This window comes from Peribacillus sp. NPDC058002 (genome assembly GCF_042886655.1).
Lineage (GTDB): Bacteria > Bacillota > Bacilli > Bacillales > DSM-1321 > Peribacillus > Peribacillus aracenensis.
Genome location: NZ_JBHVQU010000002.1, coordinates 1 through 16,032, shown reverse-complemented (window position 1 = coordinate 16,032; position 16,032 = coordinate 1). Strand labels below are relative to the sequence as shown.

Genomic DNA, 16,032 nt, shown 5'->3' with positions numbered 1-16,032 from the left:
AGATGAGCAGGATTGAAGATTTTATCAAAAATGAAGGTAGTGTCTTTCCCGGAAAAACCTATGCTAGAGAGCTTCTGATGCCTGTTTTTAATGATCAAAGAGATTACTTATTTCATGCAATGTTCGATATTCATCGGGCACATGTCATCATGCTTTCGGAACAAAAGATCATTAAAGAAGAAGAGGCGGAAACCATGCTTGACGGGATTCGGAAAGTGGCCCAAACAGATCTCGAGCAGTTGACCTATCAGCCCCAATTCGAAGACTTATTTTTCATGATGGAGGCAAAGATAGGTGAGGAAATCGGTCATGAACTTGCAGGGAAGATTCATATCGGCCGCAGTCGTAATGATATGGGAGTCGCGATGTACCGGCTTGTTTTGAGAGGCCATATGCTCCAATTGATTGGCTATGCAAATCATTTGAGTGAGGCATTCCTGGTGCAGGCTGAAAAACATACAGAAACCTATATAACTGGTTACACGCATACCCAACCGGCTCAGCCGACTACGATAGGACATTACTTTTTAGCCATTTATGATGTGCTTCAAAGGGATATTGGCCGGTTATGGGCAGCCTATGAAACGGTTAACCAATCGCCTTTGGGCGCTGCCGCGTTAACGACCACCGGTTTTCCGATTAGCAGGAACCGTACTGCCGAACTGCTTGGATTTGATTCGGTGATAGAGAATTCCTATGACTCGATAGGAGGGGCGGATTATTTATTGGAAACCGCAACGGCCATCATGACGTGCATGGTCGATACAGGGAGATGGATTCAAGATTTCCTGCAGCATGTGACAAGGGAGTTTGGTACATTTCATGTTGCGGATCCTTATGTTCAAGTGAGCAGCATCATGCCGCAAAAAAGAAATCCGGTTTCCATTGAACATTCCCGTTCGATTGCTAGCAGTGCATATGGTGATGCACTCGCTGCAATGAATATGATCCACAATACACCATTTGGTGATATCGTCGATACGGAAGATGATTTACAGCCGCATTTATATCGAGCATTTTCGAATGCAGGACGTGTCATGAAACTCATGTATGCCGTCATATCGACTTTGCAAGTAAATGGAGAACATACAAAGAAAATGGCCGCAAAATCCAGTATAACGGTTACTGAATTAGCGGATACCTTATCAAGAGATTACGAGATATCCTTTAGAAAAGCTCATTCCATAGCCAGTCATATTGCAAAACGGTCGATAGGTGAAGGGAAGGAGCTTTATGATTGGGACACACAAGACATCAATAAGATCATCAATGAATTCGTTGCAGTGAATTTAACTGAAGACGAATGGAAAAAGATCATCTCTCCCGAATACTTTGTGGAAATTAGAAGCATTCAAGGCGGGCCCAGCCCGAAAGAGGTAACGAGGATGATCGTAAAAAGAAAACAAAAACTGGAGCAACAGTTGCACGAATATAAGGGAATCGTTGAAGCAATGAATGACGGCAGGAAGGCTTTAATGGATTACGGAAGGTACGGGAAAGAAGGAAGTGAGTTTTAACAGGCATGAAATCCACGAGTAAAAGCCCGAACCTCTTAAAAAGAGTATTTTTTGTTGGCTTGGACGCAATACGATGCACTTCACTGCGAAAGCTCATATTTTATGATAAATAGTCATTCTTTATAGGGTGACTATTTATTTTGGATTTTTTATTGCAACTGAGATATCCCTAGTAACAATGGATGTATATTATTTCCTTCAGATATGCTGCTTTTTGTAAAATACACAATATAAGGTGGAATGCTAATGTCAAATAGATCTCAGTTCGGGTTTATCCTAGTTTTAATAACCTTCGTAATATCGATTACTTTATGCTTTAACCCTAAATTATTAATACCTAAAGGATATGATTTAGCTATTGATGGTCTGGTAGTATCCCGAACCTTGATGATTATTTTTTCGTTGTATTTATTAGCTAAAATAGGGAATTTGTTTATAAACAAAAAAGATTAGTAGTTTATTATGGGACTTTGTCTTTTGGCTGCTATTAACTTTCTATAATCACTCTTAAGAAAAAGGACATTATGACTTTGGATGTCGATAATAAGGAAGGCTCAGTCTTTTGACTGAGCCTCAATGTTTATCTATCCAAAAAAACAGTTTCAAATTTGTTTCATATATCGTTAATGGATTTAGGTTCCAACTGAACCGCGTGCTTTCTGAAAGCAAGACTTACCGTGATCATCACAATGAAATTGACCGCCAAGGCGATGATTCCCACATTCAAATCTTTTGCGGCTTGCGGCAAGGATGGAAACAAGGTTCCTATAGTTGAAGAACTGAGTGTAATGCAGATTACGATGAATAATCCGGTGATAATGCCGGCGATTGCGCCATATTTATTGATGGGATTATTCTTCTTCAGACTAAAGAGCAGGGACGGGAATAGCTGTGTAATGAGACTGTAGCCCATTAGAATTAATGCTGACATCGTTTCGCCGCCGTTTAAGGTGAAGTAGACGGCTATAAGGGCAATGACTGGAACAAGGAACTTTGCCAATCGTACAACGTGGCGATCGGACACTGCAGGTGCAAATTCCTTATAGACGTTTTTCGCGAGCAGTGTAGCGACGCTCATCAAAAGCATGGATCCCGGCACCAACGCGGTCAACAATCCAGCTCCGCCGATTATGCCTATAAACCATGGATCAAAGGTCTCGATCGAAAGGCGCAGCAATGAGAGGTCTGCATCTGCCCCAACAAGTCCGGGCACTTTCAATATAGCTGTAAACCCAACGAAAAAGACGAATAACAGCATGAGCGTATATAAAGGACTGATGATGGCATTCTTTCGAAATACCTTGCCGCTGCGTGCTGAAAAGACAGCGCTGAAAACTTGCGGCCACATATAGAAACCGAATACGAGCAATATTACCGTGGAGATAAACCATGATACGCTAAGTCCCTGGTCAGGGAACTTTAGAAAACCAGGTTTGGCCGCATCAATCGCTTCAAACATCGGCTGAAATCCGCCAAAGTAATGGATCGGCAGATAAATCCCCAAAAATCCTATTATGGCGACCATCATGATATCTTTAATGACCGCTGTCCAAACAGAACCGTGTATTCCGGAGATCATCACATAAATGGTAAGGCTGATCGCCCCCATCCAAACTGCCTCGGGCATTGAGATGGCACCATAAGATGCCTCTGAGACAATGATTCCCAATCCTTTCAGCTGCACGACGATCACTGGAATCATCGACACCACACCGACAAGTGCAGCCAAAATTCCTAAACTGGGACTCTTATATTTGCTCACAAAGAAATCGGATTGAGACATCAGTTTATTTTCTTTGGCATATTTCCATATTTCCGGAAGGAGCCAATAGGATAATACGTAAGACAAAGTAATGTAAATTAGAACATATAGAGCGGGTGCGCCCTTGCCATATGCCCAGCCGCTGCCGCCAAGGAAGGAGAAGGTCGTATAGATTTCACCGGCCATCAGCAGAAAGACGAAAATCGCACCAAAACCACGTCCGCCCACCGTCCATTGTTCCAAGTCCATATCTTTTCCTTTTGAAGAGCGTATCCCTAAAAATATCGATAGAAGTAAAAATGCTAAAATGATTAAGAGAGCAATATTCATTTCGGGTCACCTTCCCGATTCCTGGGATCCAGCTTATACATGATGCCCAATATGGCAGAGGTAAGGACAACCCACATAGCCATCCAGAACATATTGAAAGGCATCCCTAATACGTATGGTTCTATTTTATTAACAAAAGGTAGAAATCCTAGTATGCCTATAAAAGGAACTAGAGTAAGGATATATATAATCTTCATTAAACAAACCCCTCCGTTTTAAATAAGTGAAACGTCCATCAATGGGGTTTATTCTTCAATGCCACTGATGGCTTTGGTGAACCAAACCGGGAAGGAAAATTCATGCAAGACGGATTTACCTTCTTTTAAAAAGGTCCGATGATATATAATAGCTTACACTATTTTGATATAAAATTTAATGGAGTTGGGTGATATATTTTAGCAAAAAAGCGCCAACTGCCTAATCTTGATATGTTTCTTAGATGGAGAAAGCCTTGAATTCGAATTGAATTCAAGACTTTATTTCCTTTAGCTATTTTTTTTCCGATAGTTATATAGTATCACCAAGAGTATGAACCAGATCGGGGTCAAAAGCAGTGATAGTCGTGTAGCTTCAGCGAATAGCATAACAATAAGGATGAATAGGAATAATCCTAAAATAGCGTAATTGACAAAGGGTGTAAAAGGAGCCTTGAAAGTCGATTGAGCTCTTAGATCAGGCCTTGTTTTCGAATATTTGATATGGGAGATCAAGATGATGCTCCATACCCAAATGAAACAGATGGCACTGATGGTCGTCACCACGGTAAACGCCTGTTCCGGTATCAGCTTGCTCAATAATGCCCCTATTGATACAACGATGGTGGATGTTAATAAGGCATTGCTTGGAACAGCCTGTTTATTTAATTTTTCCAGTTTAGCAGGGGCTTCGCCATTCCTGCTTAACGTATAGAGTATCCGGCTTGTTGAAAATAAACCGCTGTTGCATGCAGAAGCAGCGGATGTCAACACGACGAAGTTGATGATTCCTGCAGCGACAGGAATGCCGATTAACGCAAAGACCTCTACAAATGGGCTGCTCGTGGCATCAAGTTGTGTCCATGGGTTGACACAGAGAATGACGAATAGGGCACCCACATAGAAAAGTAAAATCCGGACAGGGATTTTATTGATGGCAGAGGGAATGTTCTTTCTCGGGTTCGCCGTTTCCGCTGCGGAAACCCCGACCAATTCGACACCGACAAATGAGAAGACGACTAACTGTAAAGATAATAGGAATCCGGAAATGCCATTGGGGAACATGCCCCCATGATTCCATAGGTTCGTTACGGAAACCGTTCCGGTATTGGTATTGAAGCCGATGATCAAAAGAATGATTCCTACGATGATCAAGGCAATGATCGTGACTACTTTAATGATGGCAAACCAGAATTCCAATTCGCCGAATAACTTAACGGTCAATAGGTTCAACCCTAACAGAATGACTAGGCATATTAGGGCCGGAATCCATTGAGGGATATCGAACCAATATTGTATATAGACACCGACAGCTATGATATCGGCCATTGCGGTCATGATCCAACAGAACCAATATGTCCAACCTGTCACGAATCCAGCCCATGGACCGACATATTCGGTTGCAAATTCAGTGAATGATGCATAACCTGCATTGGATAATAGCAATTCGCCCAGCGCCCTCATCACAAAAAACAAAGCAATTCCTATTATCAGATAGGAGAATATAATGGAAGGTCCAGCCAATTGTATGGCTTTTCCGGATCCTAAAAATAAACCGGTGCCAATGGTTCCTCCTATTGCAATCAGTTGTACATGTCGATTTTTTAAATCTCTTTTTAATTCCTGTTTAGCCAATTCTTGCGCCCCCGTTTTTTATAGTCTTGTTAGTGAATGATTTCAACCTGCATGGTCTTGGAGAGATGGGCGTGATTTTTTGCCCTGCTTGCCTATTCCATGGTTTTCAAGAGTGTAGTTTTAAGTCCAATCACAAATTGGACAATAAAAAAAGAGATTGGATAATACCAATCTCTTAAAGGGTTCAGAATAACAATTCTATCATTCGTTACTCTTCTGTCCTTTTGCCTGAGATTGTGAATCCTTCGGCGCTGCATCTTGTACAGTCTCTCCAGAAGCTGCTCCTGCTATAGTGTCATCCATAGCATTCATCGCTTGCTTGTATGCGGTTGTGAATAAATGTCTGTCAGTGTTAATCTTCCACTGTTGGATCATTCATTATGCTTATAAAATAATATTGGAATTCTATCATCTATTTTTCGATTGGTCAACAAATTTTTTTGAAATGAAACAGGCATTATCCGCAGTTTAATAGTGGTCTGTATTTAACTTAAGGTTTAAGCAGAAATGATAGTTTTCCACTCTTTTTGAACGAACACTATTATAAAATACTGAACATCATTTTTTTAAAATGATATTTTAAGATTAGAAAAATCGACAAGATATTATTGGTAACTGTTTATTTCAAAAATACAATTGTATTTTTACAGAATATTTACTATTATAAGATAAGAAAACATAATTGAAGTGTTATGTAATATTGATTACGATAAAGCAATTCTAATTAAAAGAGAGTCGTTCGTGGCAAGGATGGAAAAGCATTACCGATATTGCATCTGGGGGAGTTAATCATGTCGAACAAGGAATTAAAGAGAGGGCTGGAATCAAGACATATTCAAATGATAGCCTTGGGCGGAACCATCGGGGTCGGGTTATTCATGGGATCTGCGAGCACGATCAAATGGACCGGGCCCTCTGTAATGCTTGCTTATGCAATCGCAGGTATTTTTATATTTTTCATCATGCGTTCCATGGGTGAGATGCTATATTTAGAACCGACTACAGGTTCTTTTGCAACCTTTGCGAGCAGCTATATACATCCCTTGGCAGGTTATATGACTGCTTGGAGCAATTGGTTTCAATGGGTAATCGTCGGAATGTCCGAAATCATCGCAGTTGGGTTGTATATGCAATATTGGTTCCCGGAGTTACCTGCTTGGATACCAGGTGTGGTCGCCATGATCATCTTGGGGGCGGCAAACCTTATTTCGGTAAAATCCTTCGGGGAATTTGAATTTTGGTTTGCACTTATAAAAATCATAACGATTATATTGATGATCATTGCTGGCCTTGGCCTTATCTTCTTTGGAATAGGGAATGGCGGGGATGCTATTGGATTATCGAATCTTTGGGCAAATGGCGGCTTCTTTACGGGAGGCTGGAAAGGATTCTTCTTCGCGCTTTCCCTTGTCGTGGCTGCCTATCAAGGCGTTGAGCTTATCGGCATCACAGCCGGAGAAGCGAAAGATCCAACCAAGACCGTAACAAAAGCGATCCAATCAATCATATGGCGCATTTTAATTTTCTACATTGGTGCCATATTCGTCATCGTGACCGTCTTCCCTTGGGATCAACTGGATGACTTAGGCAGTCCGTTTGTTTCAACCTTTGCCAAAATAGGTATCACTGCAGCGGCAGGCATCATCAATTTTGTCGTAATCACTGCAGCAATGTCTGGATGCAACAGTGGGATTTTCAGTGCAGGACGTATGCTTTACACACTGGCATTGAATGGCCAAGCCCCGAAAGCCTTTGCTAAAGTATCAAAAAATGGAGTGCCGGCATATTGCACGATCGCTGTACTTTTAGGATTGGGCATCGGGGTTATCCTGAATTACCTTGCACCGCCGCAATTATTCCTTTATGTGTACAGTGCGAGTGTATTGCCCGGGATGATTCCATGGTTTGTCATACTTATCAGTGAGCTTAAATTCAGAAAGGTGAATGCTTCTGAAATGGAGAAACATCCGTTCAAAATGCCGTTGGCCCCTTTCAGTAACTATGCGACAATTGCCTTTTTACTGATGGTGCTGGTCGGTATGTGGATCAATCCTAGCACAAGGATTTCCTTGGTTGTCGGGATCGTTTTCCTAGCCTTGGTCGCAGCAAGTTATTACATGCTGAAAATGGATAAACGAACACCATTGGATGTTAAATCCAATGATGAGATTTCCTGATAAGGTAACAAAAAGCCCTTCTCTTAACTCGAGAAGGGCTTTTTTTTTTTTTGGGGATCAATTGCTGAATTCATTCACGAGTAAAACCGTTGAATTCACGGGTAAATGCGTGGAATTCACGAGTAAATGCGTGGAATTCACGAGTAAAGTAGTTGAATTCACGAGTAAAGCTGGAATTCACGAGTAAAACCGTGGAATTCACGAGTAAATGCGTTGAATTCACGAGTAAAACTGAAAAATTCACGAGTAAAGCTAAATTGACCCCATTACAAGGGAGGGCCAGCAAGAGGAATGTATCTTCCTGCCAGGTTTTTTCATAGGATGTAACATATTTACTCGAGGAAGGGGTTATCTTTTGGAAAGAACAAAGCTTACCGGGCGTATCGTTACACCTAATGATGCTGAGTATGAGCGTGCCAGGATAAATAATAACTTAAGTTTTTCTAAATTCCCAAAGGTCATTGTGTTTTGTCAAAATTCCGATGATGTGTTGAATTCATTGAAGTGGGCCCGGGAAAATCATGCACCTTTCCGGGTTAGGAGCGGCAGGCATAGTTATGAAAATTTTTCATTAGTGAATGGCGGTCTAGTCATTGATATTAGTGAAATGTACAATATCAAGGTCAATCGTGAAAAAATGATCGCAAAAATTGAAGCCGGAGCTGATTTAGGGCGAGTATATAATACGTTATGGAACTATGGAACGACGATTCCGGCAGGGACCGAAAGCAGTGTTGGTGTTGTAGGTCTTACGCTCGGCGGTGGAATAGGTATGTTAACGAGGCGCTTTGGACTTACTTGTGACAATCTACTTGAAATAGAAATGGTAAGGGCGTGTGGAAAGAGGGGCGCCAAACTCATTAAAGCAAATAGGAAAATCAATAGTGATTTATTTTGGGCTTGCTGCGGGGGAGGAGGGGGAAACTTTGGCATAGTCACTTCTCTTACTTTCAGGGTAACCCCCGTATCAAGGGTATCTATTTTCTCCGTCACATGGGGGTGGGAAGATTTCGAAGCGGTGTTTGAAGCCTGGCAGGATTGGGCCCCTCAAGCTGATGAATGCTTAACTTCAGAAATAGAGTTCAAGGCAAAGGAAGCAAACGAAATTTTTGCTAAAGGTGAATTTGTTGGAACGTCACATAGATTGAAGCAGCTATTAAAGCCTTTGACAAAAACTGGTTCACCAATAAATGTCATGATAAAGGAAGTCCCATACATTGAAGCCGTAAGATTCTTTGATTATCCAGCTGGAAATCAACCGGCGTATCGAAAGAGGTCAGGATCTTTCATTGAAAAAGCTTTTCCGCAGCAAGCAATCATGACCATGAAACATTTTTTAGGAAATGCTCCAAATGAAGATGCAGCCATTTGGCACCAATCCTTAGGAGGAGTGGCGGGGCTTAAAGATCCAAAGGAGACAGCTTTTTATTATCGCGATGCCATCATCGCCCAGGAGTATCAGGCTACATGGACCAATCCAGAAGAAGAGCGGCAAAACATTCGTTGGATCAAGGACCTGAAGCATGCCTTGTCGCCATTTACTACCGGTGACTATGTGAATTGGCCGGATACTCTAATCAAAGATTGGCCAACTGCGTATTATGGAGAAAATTTCAAACGGCTTAGGGAAGTGAAAACGAGGTATGATCCATACAATGCGTTTAAGTTCCCACAAAGTATACCGCCATTAAATAAGTGGGGGTGAAAAAGCTTGGATTCACCAAAAACATTCGTTATATAAAGGCCTATTCCTAAATTTGGATATAGGCCTCTTTCTTCTTGTTTTGAATCAATTAATCGAGATAATGCTCAAAATCATTCCGCTTGCTGAGCTTGTACTGTATTGTATACCTGATTTACGGAAGATTGGGCTTGGGCGATTTCTTGAGCAGCTTGTTTAATGGCTTCTTGTGCCAAAGTTGGATCAGAGGAAGATTTTTCAATTGCTTGTGAAAGTAAGGTTTGCGTAAGGGTAACGTTTGCTTTTGCTTGATTTAATTGGTTGATATCAATTTGTTGCTGAGGCATGTGGTTTCTCTCCTTATGTCATTATTGGAATTACTCCATTAGGATGACAGTTCTTTTCTATTTTATAAGGAGAAAAAAATATAACGTAGACAGGATGGACAGTTTGGAAAAGTTCTGAAACGGCCAAAAAGTATTCGTTTTATTTACTTAGAATCCTGAAATTTTCATCTGCATAATTACTATTACGTTCCTTGAATATCATAATGTATGAAAACGTAAAAAATATATCGTGATTTTTTGTTGTTCTGTAAATTAAATTATACTTTACTTATTGGTTTTATCAGATTAAAATCGGAGAAAGAATTATTATAAGTGGATGAGCTGATTGGACAACCGAAAGCTCCTGAACGCGAAAAGCGAACAGGAGCTTTTTGCGTTCATTTTGGAAAAGGAGTTGGCAAGATGAATATTGATCATATTGAAGCATTTATGTATGTTGTTCACCTTAATAGTTTTCATAAAGCCGCAGAAGCAATGTTTTTATCACAGCCAACTGTTTCGGCAAGAATTAAGACCCTTGAGAGTGAACTCGATTCAGTACTATTTGAGAGGCAAGGAAGAGGGATTATTTTAACCGAAAAAGGGAAAGCCTTCATTCCATTTGCTGATCAAATTATTCGTACCTTTCACCAGGGGAAAAAGCAGTTGAAAACAGGAAGCGAACTGGAGGAAATAACGATTGGGGCTAATATCATTACATCGCAATACTTTATTCCATTTGCTCTTCCTCTATGGAAAAAGGAAAACCCAAATTTACGCTTTAAATTTATTTCAGCAACAAATGATGCATTAATGGAAAAATTGCTTCAGAAACAAGTTGATATAGCCTTTATGAAGGATGTTACACATAGTGGTCTGCAAAATTACAAAACCCTTGATAATTCGATTCGTTTAGTCGTGTATCCAGGACATCCATTTCAACTTCGAACTGGGCTAACAGTACAGGAATTAGCAATGGAGCCGTTGGTATTTTTTGAGTGTGGTGCACTTGACTGGAACCACGTTCATAAAATTTTTGAAGTGTCCAATGTAGAGCCGCGCATTGATTTTCAGGTTGATCACCTGGAAGTGGCGAAGTCGCTAATTCTTAGCAGAAGCTGTATCGGATTTTTACCGTACTTATGTATTAAAAAAGAGTTAGAACAGGGAAATTTGATTGAAGTGGATGTGTCACATTTACTCAAGATAAAGCAGCACATCTATCTGACGCATTTAAATCACGGGATGGAATCCCCTTTATTATGGAAAGACATTCTTTTATCGATTCGGAAATTTGAGAAAAACCATCAGCAATTACAGATACAATCGAATTGATAGATATTTTCTATCAATACAATATTTTTTTCTATTAGTAAAACCATTGCCATTAGCATGTTTTAGATGATAGGATATGTCAAAATATAATTATTCACATAAGTAAACTTTGAATTAAAACGGAGGAGAGAATATGAGTTATAAGCTTGGCATTTTAGACCAGAGCCCGATATTTCCAGGAGCTTCAGCATTTGATGCGCTACAGCAAACCATTAATCTGGCTAGACATGCAGAAGAGTGGGGTTATACCCGTTTCTGGGTATCGGAACATCATCATGCCGAACAGCTGGCGGGGTCCTCCCCGGAAGTATTGATTTCTTATTTATTAGCCCAGACAAAATCGATTCGGGTAGGTTCCGGAGGTGTTATGCTTCAGCATTATAGTCCATATAAGGTGGCGGAAAACTTTCACGTATTATCGAATCTCTCGCCAGGCAGGGTAGACCTTGGCATCGGAAAGGCACCAGGCGGCCTCCCCTTATCAACGAAGGCGCTGCAGTTTGGAACTGTGAATGATGGAAAAGATTTCAAAGAGCGGTTATCTTTCCTGCAAGAAATAATTGGAAATTCGGTTAATGAAGCTCACCCGCTTGCAGGCATTCAAGCGACACCGCTCCCTTCCAAAAAGCCTAAGATGTTTCTGCTTGGTGCAAGTGCTGACAGTGCCAGATTAGCAGCCGATCTTGGTATAGCTTATGTATTTGCTCAATTTATCAATAGTAATGAGACTGTACTCGAAGATGCTTCACGCATTTACCAAAGTATCTATCCAACTGGAAGCTTTAAGGTATCGGTTTCAGTGATTGCTGCTCCTTCACAGCAAGAAGCAGAACAGTTAACAGGTGACCAGAAGATTGTGAAAGTTCATCTCAAAAGCGGTCGTTCTGTCACGGTCCAAACACTATCGCAAGCAGAGTTATTCGGGAAGCAGTCTGGGGAGCCTTACGAAATAGAAGAACAAGATTCCAATATCATTGCTGGAACTCCTTCTTATGTAAAAGAAGTCTTAGCAAATTTACATGAAAAGTACGGTGTAGATGAGTTTATCCTACATTCGCCGGTTTTAAAGGAAGCAGAAAGGTTCAGATCTTTTCGATTGTTGAGTCCGCTTCAATTAGCCTTATCTGAAGAGAAACACGTTACGAGCCAAAATTAGCGTAGATGGTGGATGTCAGCAAAGCTGAATACCGATTAATTAAAGGAGGAGTATTGATGTCTGAGCAGAGAAAGTTGAAATTTGGAGCGCTTATTCATGGAGTTGGAGGGAGTATATCTGGTTGGAGACATCCAGACATTCAAGCAGATGCCAGTGTTAGTCTTGAATTTTATAAGGAGCAGGCCCAGAAGGCTGAAGAGGGAAAGTTCGATTTACTTTTCATTGCTGACGGATTGTTTATCAATGAGAAGTCAATACCGCATTTCTTAAATCGATTTGAACCACTTACCATTTTATCCGCACTCGCTGCTTTCACATCAAGAATAGGACTTGTCGGAACAGTTTCCACCTCATACAGTGAGCCATTTACTGTAGCCCGGCAATTTGCTTCACTTGATCACATTAGTCAAGGTCGTGGCGGATGGAACCTTGTTACTACCCCTCTTGAGAGTACGGCCTTGAACTATAACAAAACGATTGAGGAACACCCTGATCATGCCAAACGCTATCGGATAGCATCAGAATATATACAAGTCACCAAAGGACTTTGGGATTCATGGGAGGATGACGCGTTTACTCGGGATAAAGAGTCCGGTGAGTTTTTTGATCCTTCTAAAATGCATCAATTAAAGCATAAAGGAGAATTTTTCTCCGTGCATGGACCACTCAACATTGCCAGATCTAAACAGGGGAGACCTGTCATTTTTCAAGCTGGCTCATCAGAAGCTGGCAAAAATTTTGCGGCTAAAGAAGCGGATGCAATCTTTACAGGTCAACCAACATTGGAAGATGCAAAGATTTTTTATCAAGATGTAAAAAATAGGGCTATTGCATTCGGGAGAAAACCTGATGAAATTGTTATTCTGCCAGGTATCGCGCCAATCATTGGTGCAACTGAGGAAGAGGCGGAACACAAATATCAAGAACTAGCTAACCTAGTTTCTATAGATAAGGCGCTTGACTATTTGGGACGTTACTTCGATCATCATGATTTTTCCCAATATGAACTGGATGCACCTTTCCCAAATCTCGGAGACATCGGAAAAAACAGTTTCCGAAGTACAACTGATCGAATTAAACAGGAAGCGAAGGAGAAACAGTTAACGCTCCGTCAAGTAGCACTTAAGGAGACAACACCCCGGACTTCTTTCATTGGAACTCCAGAGAATGTAGCGGATTTGATTCAGCAATGGTTTGAAGAGAAGGGGGCGGACGGATTTATCTTTTCTTCAAGTGTTCCCAATGCATTAAGTGACTTTGTAGACTATGTGGTCCCTATCCTTCAAAAAAGGGGAATATACCGTACAGAATATGAAGCAGAAACCTTAAGAGGCAACTTGGGCCTTCCATTCCCGGAAAATCGTTATGCGAAAGAAAGCATTAATCAATGATTGAAGAATCATTTGAAAAATTAAAGGAGGAATAAGAAATGGGAGAAGCATTATCTGTCGTCGTTTGGTCAAAACAAGGATGCCACTATTGCGAAGAGGTTAAACAATACTTAAAAGAAAAGGAGATCGCTTATCAAACGGTGGATGTTACCAATCATGATGATCGGCGAGATATTTTAGAAATCAAATATGGTGTTCGGTATGTACCCATTATTGAAATTGGGCGAGGTAGCGTATATGAGAGCGTTACTGAAATTGGAATTCCTCATCTTGAAAAAGTACTTAAACGTGTACAATAACAAAAATTCACGCTTTTAAATCTGAGTCTTTAAGTATGACTGATTGAATAATGAAAAATTGCAGATATAATTCCGACTATTCTTGTGTAAATAATATGTTATAGAAACGAGGAGTTAATCATGACACAGCTAATCCGTCTTGCCACTGTAAAAGATGCTCCTGAAGTGCTTACCGTTACACTTCGGGCTTATGAACCAATTAGAGAATTGAATATTAACTTTCTGGCTGCGACAGCTGATTTGCAGCTAGTGACGAATAATATTCGGCGGAATCTCACTTATGTTTTAGAACAAGAGGGCCAAATTGTTTCCACTGTGACAGTTCGTCACCCATGGAATGATCCTGATCATTTCAGTCCGTACCCATTCATTTGGTGGTTTGCAGTCGACCCCCTATACAAACAAAAAGGTTTTGGCTCGACGTTGTTAACCTGGGTGGAAGAAAATGCACTTCAAAAACAGGTGAAAGCGCCTGCTGTCTATTTGGCGACAGCTGATCGTCATCCTTGGCTTGTTTCCATTTATGAAAGAAGAGGCTATGAGATTTTTGCTGAACGAGATCACGATGGAGAAAAAATTGTGTATCTTCGTAAAATTCTAGATGAAACGTTGTTTCGCATTATTGAAAATAAAGAACCAATTGTTAGTAATTAAAAACGTCGGGGGAATTTGAGATGAGAAAAACATTATTAATTGTTATCGCACTGTTACTTACTTTTTTGGGAGCTTGCTCTTCGAAAGAAACAACGAGTACAGCAAAATCAAGTTCTGGAGATTCAAAAGATAAAAAAGTTCAGAAAATCATTGTCGGAACTGGGACGCAATTCCCTAATATTTGCTTTTTGGATAGTAATGGTAAGTTGACAGGTTATGATGTAGAGTTGGTTCGTCAAATCGATGAAAGGCTGCCTGAATATGAATTTGAATTTAAAACGATGGAATTTTCTAATCTATTATTAAGTTTAGAAACGAACAAAATAGATTTTGTTGCTCACCAAATGGAGGTGAATGATGAACGAAAAGAAAAATTTCTATTTAATAAAGAACCCTATAATGTCTTTCCGCTTCAAGTTACAGTTCATCAGGACAATAATGATATCCATTCCATTAAAGATCTAAAAGGGAAAAAAGCGATAGTGAGTGCAACGAGCAATTCTGCTGTTTTTCTTGAAAAGTATAATAAAGAGAATGATGCCGGTATTGAAATTGTTTATTCTGGCCAAGGCGCAGATGATACGAAGAATCAAATCAAAACTGGTCGGGCGGATGCTACCATTACTACACCATTTGCAGTCGACTTCTTAAATAAACAAGCAGATGCACAGCAAAAGGTTGTGGGTGAGCCGCTTCTTAATTCAAAAGTATACTTTTTGCTAAGAAAAGACGAAACGCCTTTACAGAAGAGAATTGATGAAGCACTTGTGGAGCTGAAAAAAGATGGGGTAGTTAGCGAACTAAGTAAAAAGTGGCTTGGCGCAGACTATTCAGTAGGATTTTAATTAGATAGTAGTAAGCTCGGAGGTGCTAAAGCATGGGGAAGTCATTTGATCCTTCATTAATCGTCGATTTCATTCCGACATTAATTTATTATCTTGGAGTAACATTGCAAATTCTGGCAGCATCCGTTTTATTAGGAATGATCATCGGGATAGCGGCAGCCATCCTGAGATTATTTCGTATCCCAGTTTTGAATCAACTAGTCATTTTGTATATTTCATTCATTCGGGGAACTCCTATTTTAATACAATTATTTCTAGTTTTTTATGGACTGCCTGCAATCCTTTTATTCATTAATATTGATATTTCAAGAATGGATGCTCTGTATTTTGTCATTATTACTTATGCATTAAGTAATGGGGCACATTTCGCAGAAATATTCCGAGGAGCGATTAAGGCTGTCGATTATGGGCAAACGGAAGCAGCCTATTCTGTTGGCATGAATAATAGTCAAAGCTTTTTTCGAATTGTGCTTCCTCAGGCCATAAGGATTGCCTTTCCGAATATCGCAAACTCTATTATCGGATCCTTGAAGGATACCTCGCTTGCCTTTACCATCGGCGTGATGGATATGATGGGCAGGGGAGAGACATTAATTGCTGCAACTGCACATGCTCTCGAAGTCTATCTCTCATTAGCTGTTATCTATTATGCAGTCGTGCTATTGTTTGAGAAAATATGAGGGATGTATGAACATCGCCTTAATCGGTCTCTATCTCTTGAGGTGTCGGT

At 40.4% G+C, this 16,032-nt stretch carries 14 protein-coding genes and 1 riboswitch; of the genes, 10 read left to right on the top strand and 4 right to left on the bottom strand.

Going from position 1 to position 16,032, the window contains the following annotated elements:
• Positions 1 to 2: 2 nt before the first annotated feature.
• Positions 3 to 1,517: an argininosuccinate lyase gene (gene argH, locus ACFVSH_RS00740; protein ID WP_387602010.1), complete on the top strand. Its 1,515-nt coding sequence runs from the start codon at positions 3 to 5 to the stop codon at positions 1,515 to 1,517.
• 613 nt (positions 1,518 to 2,130) lie between these two features.
• Here the strand turns inward: argH and ACFVSH_RS00735 are convergent.
• From ACFVSH_RS00735 to ACFVSH_RS00725, 3 genes are all read right to left on the bottom strand, one after another.
• Positions 2,131 to 3,609 (bottom strand): sodium:solute symporter family protein, encoded by a 1,479-nt coding sequence (locus tag ACFVSH_RS00735; protein WP_387602013.1) that lies wholly within the window; start codon positions 3,607 to 3,609, stop codon positions 2,131 to 2,133.
• Positions 3,606 to 3,806: a DUF3311 domain-containing protein gene (locus ACFVSH_RS00730; protein WP_377395003.1), complete on the bottom strand. Its 201-nt coding sequence runs from the start codon at positions 3,804 to 3,806 to the stop codon at positions 3,606 to 3,608. The genes ACFVSH_RS00735 and ACFVSH_RS00730 overlap by 4 nt, the downstream gene beginning before the upstream one ends.
• A 288-nt stretch (positions 3,807 to 4,094) precedes the next feature.
• Positions 4,095 to 5,438 (bottom strand): amino acid permease, encoded by a 1,344-nt coding sequence (locus ACFVSH_RS00725; protein ID WP_387602015.1) that lies wholly within the window; start codon positions 5,436 to 5,438, stop codon positions 4,095 to 4,097.
• 206 nt (positions 5,439 to 5,644) lie between these two features.
• Positions 5,645 to 5,723: riboswitch (glycine riboswitch) on the bottom strand.
• 506 nt (positions 5,724 to 6,229) lie between these two features.
• On the opposite strand from ACFVSH_RS00725, the gene ACFVSH_RS00720 reads away from it, so the two are divergent.
• Both ACFVSH_RS00720 and ACFVSH_RS00715 read left to right on the top strand, forming a co-directional pair.
• Positions 6,230 to 7,615, top strand: a complete 1,386-nt coding sequence (locus ACFVSH_RS00720; protein ID WP_387602018.1) for an amino acid permease — start codon at positions 6,230 to 6,232, stop codon at positions 7,613 to 7,615.
• A 355-nt stretch (positions 7,616 to 7,970) separates the two neighbouring features.
• Positions 7,971 to 9,320 carry an FAD-binding oxidoreductase gene (locus tag ACFVSH_RS00715; RefSeq protein ID WP_387602024.1) on the top strand — a complete coding sequence of 450 codons (1,350 nt, stop codon included), beginning with the start codon at positions 7,971 to 7,973 and terminating at the stop codon, positions 9,318 to 9,320.
• A 110-nt stretch (positions 9,321 to 9,430) separates the two neighbouring features.
• On the opposite strand, the gene ACFVSH_RS00710 is transcribed toward ACFVSH_RS00715, so the two are convergent.
• Positions 9,431 to 9,643, bottom strand: a complete 213-nt coding sequence (locus tag ACFVSH_RS00710; protein ID WP_057278656.1) for a hypothetical protein — start codon at positions 9,641 to 9,643, stop codon at positions 9,431 to 9,433.
• Between the two features lie 402 nt (positions 9,644 to 10,045).
• Here ACFVSH_RS00710 and ACFVSH_RS00705 point away from each other — a divergent pair, with 402 nt between their 5' ends.
• The 7 genes from ACFVSH_RS00705 (at position 10,046) to ACFVSH_RS00675 (ending at position 15,982) form a co-directional block, all read left to right on the top strand.
• Positions 10,046 to 10,957 carry a LysR family transcriptional regulator gene (locus ACFVSH_RS00705; protein ID WP_387602120.1) on the top strand — a complete coding sequence of 304 codons (912 nt, stop codon included), beginning with the start codon at positions 10,046 to 10,048 and terminating at the stop codon, positions 10,955 to 10,957.
• A 133-nt stretch (positions 10,958 to 11,090) separates the two neighbouring features.
• Positions 11,091 to 12,113, top strand: coding sequence for an LLM class flavin-dependent oxidoreductase (locus tag ACFVSH_RS00700; protein ID WP_387602028.1), 1,023 nt, complete (start codon positions 11,091 to 11,093; stop codon positions 12,111 to 12,113).
• Between the two features lie 56 nt (positions 12,114 to 12,169).
• Positions 12,170 to 13,504, top strand: coding sequence for an LLM class flavin-dependent oxidoreductase (locus tag ACFVSH_RS00695; protein WP_387602031.1), 1,335 nt, complete (start codon positions 12,170 to 12,172; stop codon positions 13,502 to 13,504).
• Between the two features lie 38 nt (positions 13,505 to 13,542).
• Entirely contained in the window at positions 13,543 to 13,803 is a 261-nt protein-coding gene (locus tag ACFVSH_RS00690; protein ID WP_141992636.1) for a glutaredoxin family protein, read from the top strand.
• Positions 13,804 to 13,923: 120 nt separating this feature from the next.
• Positions 13,924 to 14,457, top strand: coding sequence for a GNAT family N-acetyltransferase (locus tag ACFVSH_RS00685; protein ID WP_387602035.1), 534 nt, complete (start codon positions 13,924 to 13,926; stop codon positions 14,455 to 14,457).
• Positions 14,458 to 14,477: 20 nt separating this feature from the next.
• The gene (locus ACFVSH_RS00680; protein ID WP_387602037.1) at positions 14,478 to 15,302 is read left to right on the top strand and encodes an amino acid ABC transporter substrate-binding protein; all 825 of its coding nucleotides are present in this window, start codon (positions 14,478 to 14,480) and stop codon (positions 15,300 to 15,302) included.
• Between the two features lie 32 nt (positions 15,303 to 15,334).
• The gene (locus ACFVSH_RS00675; RefSeq protein ID WP_387704363.1) at positions 15,335 to 15,982 is read left to right on the top strand and encodes an amino acid ABC transporter permease; all 648 of its coding nucleotides are present in this window, start codon (positions 15,335 to 15,337) and stop codon (positions 15,980 to 15,982) included.
• The last annotated feature ends 50 nt before the right edge of the window (positions 15,983 to 16,032 follow it).

Excerpts from the sequence above, each read along its gene's own strand:
- argH (WP_387602010.1), top strand. The coding sequence starts at position 3 with ATGAGCAGGATTGAAGATTTTATCAAAAATGAAGGTAGTGTCTTTCCC.
- ACFVSH_RS00735 (WP_387602013.1), bottom strand. The coding sequence starts at position 3,609 with ATGAATATTGCTCTCTTAATCATTTTAGCATTTTTACTTCTATCGATA.
- ACFVSH_RS00730 (WP_377395003.1), bottom strand. The coding sequence starts at position 3,806 with ATGAAGATTATATATATCCTTACTCTAGTTCCTTTTATAGGCATACTA.
- ACFVSH_RS00720 (WP_387602018.1), top strand. The coding sequence starts at position 6,230 with ATGTCGAACAAGGAATTAAAGAGAGGGCTGGAATCAAGACATATTCAA.
- ACFVSH_RS00710 (WP_057278656.1), bottom strand. The coding sequence starts at position 9,643 with ATGCCTCAGCAACAAATTGATATCAACCAATTAAATCAAGCAAAAGCA.
- ACFVSH_RS00705 (WP_387602120.1), top strand. The coding sequence starts at position 10,046 with ATGAATATTGATCATATTGAAGCATTTATGTATGTTGTTCACCTTAAT.
- ACFVSH_RS00700 (WP_387602028.1), top strand. The coding sequence starts at position 11,091 with ATGAGTTATAAGCTTGGCATTTTAGACCAGAGCCCGATATTTCCAGGA.
- ACFVSH_RS00695 (WP_387602031.1), top strand. The coding sequence starts at position 12,170 with ATGTCTGAGCAGAGAAAGTTGAAATTTGGAGCGCTTATTCATGGAGTT.
- ACFVSH_RS00690 (WP_141992636.1), top strand. The coding sequence starts at position 13,543 with ATGGGAGAAGCATTATCTGTCGTCGTTTGGTCAAAACAAGGATGCCAC.
- ACFVSH_RS00685 (WP_387602035.1), top strand. The coding sequence starts at position 13,924 with ATGACACAGCTAATCCGTCTTGCCACTGTAAAAGATGCTCCTGAAGTG.
- ACFVSH_RS00680 (WP_387602037.1), top strand. The coding sequence starts at position 14,478 with ATGAGAAAAACATTATTAATTGTTATCGCACTGTTACTTACTTTTTTG.
- ACFVSH_RS00675 (WP_387704363.1), top strand. The coding sequence starts at position 15,335 with ATGGGGAAGTCATTTGATCCTTCATTAATCGTCGATTTCATTCCGACA.